Source organism: Sphingobium olei (assembly GCF_042678845.1).
Taxonomy (GTDB): Bacteria; Pseudomonadota; Alphaproteobacteria; order Sphingomonadales; family Sphingomonadaceae; genus Sphingobium; species Sphingobium olei.
In genome coordinates, this window is the sequence record NZ_JBHTLS010000080.1 from 1 (window position 1) to 7,009 (window position 7,009).

At 54.2% G+C, this 7,009-nt stretch carries 4 protein-coding genes and 1 pseudogene; 3 read left to right on the forward strand and 2 right to left on the reverse strand.

Annotated features, from left to right (window positions below):
- Positions 1-308 precede the first annotated feature (308 nt).
- Together ACFQ24_RS04770 and ACFQ24_RS04775 are read left to right on the forward strand one after the other, a co-directional pair.
- The gene (locus ACFQ24_RS04770) at positions 309-1,193 is read left to right on the forward strand and encodes an NAD-dependent epimerase/dehydratase family protein (protein WP_380909372.1); all 885 of its coding nucleotides are present in this window, start codon (positions 309-311) and stop codon (positions 1,191-1,193) included.
- Between the two features lie 56 nt (positions 1,194-1,249).
- Complete coding sequence (locus tag ACFQ24_RS04775) at positions 1,250-4,609, forward strand: glycosyltransferase (RefSeq protein ID WP_380909374.1); 3,360 nt, start codon at positions 1,250-1,252, stop codon at positions 4,607-4,609.
- A 403-nt stretch (positions 4,610-5,012) separates the two neighbouring features.
- Here ACFQ24_RS04775 and ACFQ24_RS04780 read toward each other — a convergent pair whose 3' ends face one another.
- Positions 5,013-6,095, reverse strand: coding sequence for an IS5 family transposase (locus ACFQ24_RS04780; protein WP_207081020.1), 1,083 nt, complete (start codon positions 6,093-6,095; stop codon positions 5,013-5,015).
- Between the two features lie 231 nt (positions 6,096-6,326).
- Positions 6,327-6,563: pseudogene (locus tag ACFQ24_RS04785) on the reverse strand (IS110 family transposase); the annotation flags it as partial.
- Between the two features lie 87 nt (positions 6,564-6,650).
- On the opposite strand from ACFQ24_RS04785, the gene ACFQ24_RS04790 reads away from it, so the two are divergent.
- Positions 6,651-6,887, forward strand: coding sequence for a transposase (locus ACFQ24_RS04790; RefSeq protein ID WP_380909377.1), 237 nt, complete (start codon positions 6,651-6,653; stop codon positions 6,885-6,887).
- Positions 6,888-7,009: the final 122 nt, after the last annotated feature.

The following is a 7,009-nucleotide window of genomic DNA, read 5'->3' on the forward strand; positions in this document are numbered from 1 at the left end:
GTCCCGAAGGTCCTGTGAAAGTGTTCGCGCCATCCATACTGGCCTCCTCCAACCAGCAGGAAGCGTGAATCACATCAGCACGGACAAGGGAATCCCCAATGATTCAATTCGTGTGGAAACCGCTCTAAAATGACATGCTCGAACGCTGAGGCAAGGCTCTTATATCTTGAAGTTCACCGCGATGGGCGCTTTAGCTTTTCGCGTCCAACCAAGCTTGCAAGCTCAAGACGCCCAATCTAAGGCTTAGCGCTGTCCCGCAGATTATTTAAGTTGGAGAATTGCGTTTGCCCGGTCACGAAGGCAAGGTCTTGGTCTATGGTGGCGGACTGATCGGCGGAGCAGCGGCAAGAGCGCTAAGCGAAGCCGGACAGTCGGTCACCGTCATCACCCGAGCGCCGTCGCTACAGAGCTTGCCGTTCATCGACTGGCGATTTGGTGACCTGTCATCGGAGCGGCCTGATGAAATAATGGCAGGATGCCAAGCCGTGATTTACGCTGCAGGAAGCCTGTCGCCCGCCTCTTTGGCTCCCAGCATTGCTCAATTACTGGCGTCCCAAGTTATACCCGTAGTAGAACTGGCCGAACAGGTGGCACGGCTTCAAATACCCAATTTCGTGTTCATCTCTTCGGGGGGAACCGTTTACGGCCAGACCGATGTCGTCCCGACCCATGAAGATGTCCAGACCGCGCCAATAAATGCGTATGGCATGATCAAGGTGCAAACCGAACAGGCTCTGATGGAAGTCAGCCGTCGATCAGGAATGCGCGTCATTATTCTTCGGGTGTCCAATCCTTATGGTCCCGGACAGCAGGGGACAAGACGCTTGGGTTTTATTGCCGCCGCCGTTGAGGCGGCCGCCCGTGGCGAGCCGCTCACCATCTGGGGCGATGGCCTTAGCACGCGCGATTTCATCTACCTTGCCGATGTTGCGAACGCCGTTCGCCTAGCCGCCTCCTATCAGGGCCGTAGCGACATCTTCAACATTGGCGGTGGAAGCGAAACGTCTCTTCTCCAGATTTGCGATTTGGTGAGCCGCATTGGCGGAGTTCCAATTGAGGTACGACATCAGGAAGCGCGGTCGGTCGATGTACGGCGCAGCGTACTTGATGTCAGAAAAGCGGCTAGCCTACTTGACTGGCACCCACGAATATCATTGGAAGATGGTATCAGAGCAACAATTGGTCGTGCTTAAGATGACGAACATGATGCATATTTTTCTCATAATATGCGCTATCGGGGGCTTTGATCATGCATGACCATCAAAAGATCGCAAATCACCGTAGTGCTTTTCGCAAGTTTATCTTGAGGTGGACATCTGGGTTTGCCATTCCCTTCGACAAATTGTACTATATATCGCGCTACCCTGATGTACAGGAAGAGGAAGCCGAACGCCATTTCATTCGTCAAGGATGGCGTAATGGTTATTCCCCCAATCATAATTTTGATATGCTGGCCTATCTTGCAGGGGAAGGCATTGATATTGTCAAGCGTCATGAAGATTTGAACCACAGGCCCTTTATTCGGGCAATGATAGACAATGTAAACATACCGCAACAGGCGAGGAATTTTGCGCAGGATTACATCGACATAGTCGATTTCGGTCTGTTCGATCGGGCATTCTATTTCGAAAAATATCCAGATGTGGTTGGCGATCCTATTGAGCATTACCTACGTTGGGGCTGGAAGAAGGGTTATGATCCAAGTCCACACTTTTCCACTTCTGCTTATCTAAATTTCCATCCTGATGTGGCGAAGGCGGAATATAACCCGCTGCTTCATTATTGCCGGTTCGGAAGTGTGGAGAGGCGGCTTGCAGCCCGTGCCGTGCCCTCATCACCGAGCGAACCCGAACCCATCTTGACAGAACCTCACTGCCCCCCCCTGGAAGACAATCGCAGACGCTTGCAAGCTGATATTCGGCAGCGCCTGGCTCCGTCGACCAAAAAAGCTTTCATCGCTGGTCCAGAGATTTCGATCCTAGTGCCGGTGTACAATGTCCCGGTCATCTGGTTGCGCCAGATGGTAGAGTCCGTGCAGCACCAAACCTACGATCGCTGGCAGCTGTGCATCGTGGATGATTGCTCAACTTCAGCGGAACTGCGGGAATTGCTCCTAGAACTGCAAGCTTGGGATAAGCGCATCCAAGTCGTAATGCGCGAAGCCAATGGCGGTATATCGGCCGCTTCCAACGATTGCCTGGCCCTTGCGACAGGCGAATATGTCGCGCTGCTCGATAATGACGATATGCTCACTAATGATGCCCTGGAAGAAATGGCTAGGGCCATTATCCACAACGACAAGCCAGATTGGCTGTACAGCGACGAATTTAAAATCGACGAAGAAAATAATGTGTCCGACTTGTTCGCAAAGCCGGACTGGTCTCCGTCCATGCTTTTTAACTACATGTACACGGGACATCTGACCCTTTACAAAAAAAGCATTGTTGAAGCTGTTGGCGGCTTTCGCTCCGTTTATGACTTCTCGCAGGACTACGACCTAGCCCTGCGTATATCGGAAAAAGATGTCCGCGTCGTTCATGTCGAAAAATATCTCTATGCTTGGCGAATGATCGCCACATCCGCTGCTTCTGGCGGCAAACCTACTGCTCGGATCAGCAATATCGCCGCACTTCAAGATGCGGTCGATCGGCGTGGTTGGAATGGCACCGCCACTCCCCTTCCGACTGCCAACCGGATCGTTCGCCATGTTTCGCATGATGTTAAAGTATCAATCGTCATCCCTTCCGATAACGAACGTAATATTAAAGCGTCAATTAATTCCATCTTGGAAAACACTACCTATGTTAATTATAATATTGTGGTCGTGACGAATAGCGGCATTGTTTCTAATCTCAAGCCAGGGTTTTCGTCTAACAAGGTTAATTGGGCCAATTACGATAAGCCATTTAATTTTTCGGATAAATGTAACGCCGGTGCGATGGCTAGTGATGGGGAATATGTCATTTTCTTTAATGACGATGTGCGCGTAATCACCCCTGATTGGATACAGGGATTGTTGGAATATGTGACGTTGCCGGGTGTCGGTGCGGTTGGACCCAAATTGCTATATGAGAACGGGTTGATCCAGCATGGCGGTATGGCCACAGGAATGCGCCGGTTGGTTGGCACCGCGTTCCACTGTTATCCCGACAATTCTTCCGTGCATTTCAATTTCGCCCAATGCGTGAGGGATGTGTCAATTCTGTGCGGCGCCTTAATTGCCATGCCAGCAAAATTGTTCTGGGATATTGGAGGATTCGATGCGGTCAATGCGCCGATCGGTCATTCCGACGTCGATCTGTGCTTCCGAGTTCGGGAAGCGGGATTTCGTTGCGTTTACACGCCTTACGCCAAACTCGTGCATATTGGCCATGTGTCGATCGGAGAAGAAGAGGCCGTAAAAAAAGCCTTCAAGCGCGACAAGTCAGAGGTGTTTCTGTTGAAGCGCTGGTGTGAATATGTTGCACGTGATCCTTATTTCACACCGGCGATGCGTAGCTTGACATACATGGACTCGCCGGAAAATTTCCAGGTGTTCCCTGGATCTGGATCAGCAGGGAAAGACGATGTTCTGATTCTATCGCATGACCTTACATCCAGTGGCGCTCCTAAAGTTGCCTATGATCTTGCCTTGTTGATGCAGAGCGAGGGCTACTTCGTGACCGTTGTCTCGCCGGTGGACGGTCCTTACCGTTCGAAGCTAGTCAGCCATGGAATTACAGTTATAATCGACGAGTTGATTTTGACTGGACATGAAAGCTCAATGGTTCTGGCGCGTAGTTTCGACTTTGTGATAGCTAACACGATCGTTTGCTGGCAGTCTGTGGCTGAATTGGCGAAGACTACCCCTACTTTTCTCTATTCTCATGAAACAGAATTGGTCCATCATTTCGCTGACATCTATCCCGATTTCCTCGATGCCGTTCGAAGTGCGACGCAAATATGGAGCGGCAGCCAGCATGCTGCTGATGCTTTGGCCTATTACGGGTTAAAACCGCATATTGTTGAATACGGGGTTGATGACATTACAGCAGCAGAAGGCAATCCTGCAATCCGAATTGCAGTTTTCGGTTCAATCGAGCCGCGCAAGGGGCAGGATTTGGCGATATTAGGCATGGGTGATGTCGCTCCTGAAATTCGATCAAAAGCGCGACTTGACCTGTTCGGCCGAACCTTGGCCGTCGGGTACCATCATCAGTTAGAAGTGATGGCAGCAGGTATCAAGCAAGTGCATTTCGGCGGCGAACTAGCCTATGACGAATATCGCAAGGCATTATCTGATACAGACATCATCCTGGTTTGTTCGCGAGATGATACATTGCCCTTGGTTTCACTGGATAGCCTTGCTCTCGGCAAAGCCTTGATCTGTAGCGCCACTACTGGGACGTCGCGCTATCTGCAGCATGAAGAATCCGCGCTTATACTCAAGCATAACAGTCCACAAGAGATCGCTGACGCTATTTCACGGCTGATTGATGATGCGGAACTGCGCCAGAAGATCGGAGTTGGAGCGAGATCTGTGTTCGAGGAATATTTTACATATGACGCCTTTTCAAAGCGCATATTTAAGCGCTTTGATGAGGAGAGGCAGATAACCGTAGCCTCTTGATGGTGCCTTGCAGAAAATTAGGACCAATTTTTGGCACGTCTCCGAGAGCGTTAGGCACAATTCAAGAGCGTAGAGGCACGCAAGTTCGGTCATTGACTTGCCCCCATCGATCGTAAGACCGTATGTCCGCTGAGCGACTGAGGGCGACCCTGCGCTCTGATGTCCGCTGTCAACGTTTCGGGCGTGCGCCAGCGACCGGTCCACCCGGAGCCATTTGGATAATCGCACACAGGTGGAGGCAGGACCTGAAGGACGTCGGTGATCAAGCTGGACACCTCGAAGAACCGTCGGATTATGTCCAATTGGGCGCAGGAGGAGGCGGCAGCGGGCGGGTAGTGCCGATTCCGCTGCACCGATCCGTTGATTTTCTGGACGGAGCCGATCGCTGATTCCGGTTTTCGTGTCATGCAGGCGCAGCGCGGCCTTCGAGCCATGCGAGGCGCTGGAAATTATAGACCAGGTTGGCCATGCCGATCTTGATAGTGGCGCGAGCGATGCCGATGGTGCGGACGACAAGGCCCATGCGGTGTTTCTGTCCGGCAAAAACATGCTCAACGGCGGCGCGGACCTTTGAGCGCCTTGCATTGGCTCTGGCTATCCGTTCAGGCAACGGCCGTCTGGGTAGGCGCTTCTGGTGGATGTTGCTGGTGAACATGCCCTTGGCGAGGAACGCCTCGTTCTTCTTCGATCGATAGGCGGTATCGGCCCAAACGCCCGATGCAGTGTTATCCTTGCTGATCAGATCGGGCAGTCGCGCCCCGTCATGAGCATTGGCGGCGCTCACATCCCAGGTACGGATCAGACCGTGAGCCCGATCGATGCCGATATGATTTTTATAGCCGAACATCGGAATGGCCAGATCGACCGGCTTTGCCGCCCTGGGATCGGCACCTTCCTGGACCTTGGCCTTGCTATATTTGATCGACCAGCGCGCATCGCGGTCTTTCTGCCGGACCTTGGCAGGCGTCCATTCCTTGGGGATACGGCCTTCCTTGATCGCCGTCTTCTCCTCCTGGGTGTTGCGCTGCTTGGGTGCGGGTACAACGGTGGCATCAATGATCTGACCGCCCATGGCCAGATATCCCTGGTCCTTGAGCACGACATCGAAGCGCGCGAACAGCCGGTCGATCGCCTTGGCCGTCACAAGCCGTTCGCGGAACAGCCAGACCGTGGTGGCATCGGGCACGGTGCCTTCCAGCCCCACGCCCAGGAAACGCTGAAACGATAGCCGGTCCTTGATCTGAAACTCGGTCGCCTCGTCGGACAGCGAATACAACGCCTGTAGAACCAAGATTTTGAACATCAGCACCGGATCGAACGGCGGCCGTCCGCCCTTGTTACGAGGACCACGGCGCAGCGCGGCCACCAGCGGTCCCCGGAATAGCTCGAAGTCCACCACCGCCGACAACCGCTCCAGCGGATCGCCTGCCGCGCTCAGCGCCTCATATCGGTCCGAAAGATCAAAGAAACCCGGCTGTCCTGCCATTTCTGCCTCCGCCACAGCGTCGGCGAAGTGAATCAAATCTACCCCGCAAAGGCCAGCGTTTTTCGAGGCGTCCAGCTCTGATGCGCGGGTTGGATACCGCATTACCGATTAAGCGTCTGGGGCAGTCCCTGTCTTACTACGGGCGTCGGCCAATAGCCGGCCACAAAGCGTCTGTCGGGCGTTCCCCTGCCGTGATCCTGCCCCCGCCTGTGCGCGAGTGGGATGGGTCGATCAGACTGGCTGCGCCACGCGTCCGACCAACCACATGAAGCCGGCAAGCTCGCGTGCGATCGCGGTGCAAACGACCGTCGTTCGCTTGCCGGTTGCCGCCAGCCGCCGATATCGGGCGGTAAGGCGAGATTGTGCTTTCCAGGCGATCTCACGCACGACGGGCGAGACCCGCTCATGGATGTAGAGCTTCTTCACGCCAATGCGCGGTGGATAGCGGTAGGTCCATGCGCTTTCGACGCACGCATCCGCTGAGCGGCGCCTTGTCGGTGGGATGATGGATCGGTCTTAAGGTCGCAGTTATTTGCGAACTTAGGAGCGGTGTTTGTGGGACGGATCACGGTTTTCGGCGGGCCTGAACGCCGCCGTCGCTGGAGTACCGAGGAACAGCGGCGCATTCTGGAAGAGGCGTTTGCGCCCGGCGCGTGTGTCGCGCAGGTTGCTCGGCAGCACGACGTCTCCACTGCGTTGGTCTATACCTGGCGGCGCAAGCTGAGCGCGGCGCTTGTCGCGTCGCAGGAAGACCATGGCTTCATCGAAGCTGTGGTGCTGGAAGACAGTTAGCGTCCGCGCTCGTGGTGTAATTTCCGGTGTAGATTGAGGCGATCGCGTGGGTGGGGCATGCCCCACCCACGCGATTTCGGTCTCGGTGGCCACCGGGCTCATCGGTAAGGTGGAGTTACCAC

Coding starts and splice junctions, on each gene's coding strand:
- ACFQ24_RS04780 (WP_207081020.1), bottom strand. CDS start 6,095: ATGGCAGGACAGCCGGGTTTCTTTGATCTTTCGGACCGATATGAGGCG.
- ACFQ24_RS04775 (WP_380909374.1), top strand. CDS start 1,250: ATGCATGACCATCAAAAGATCGCAAATCACCGTAGTGCTTTTCGCAAG.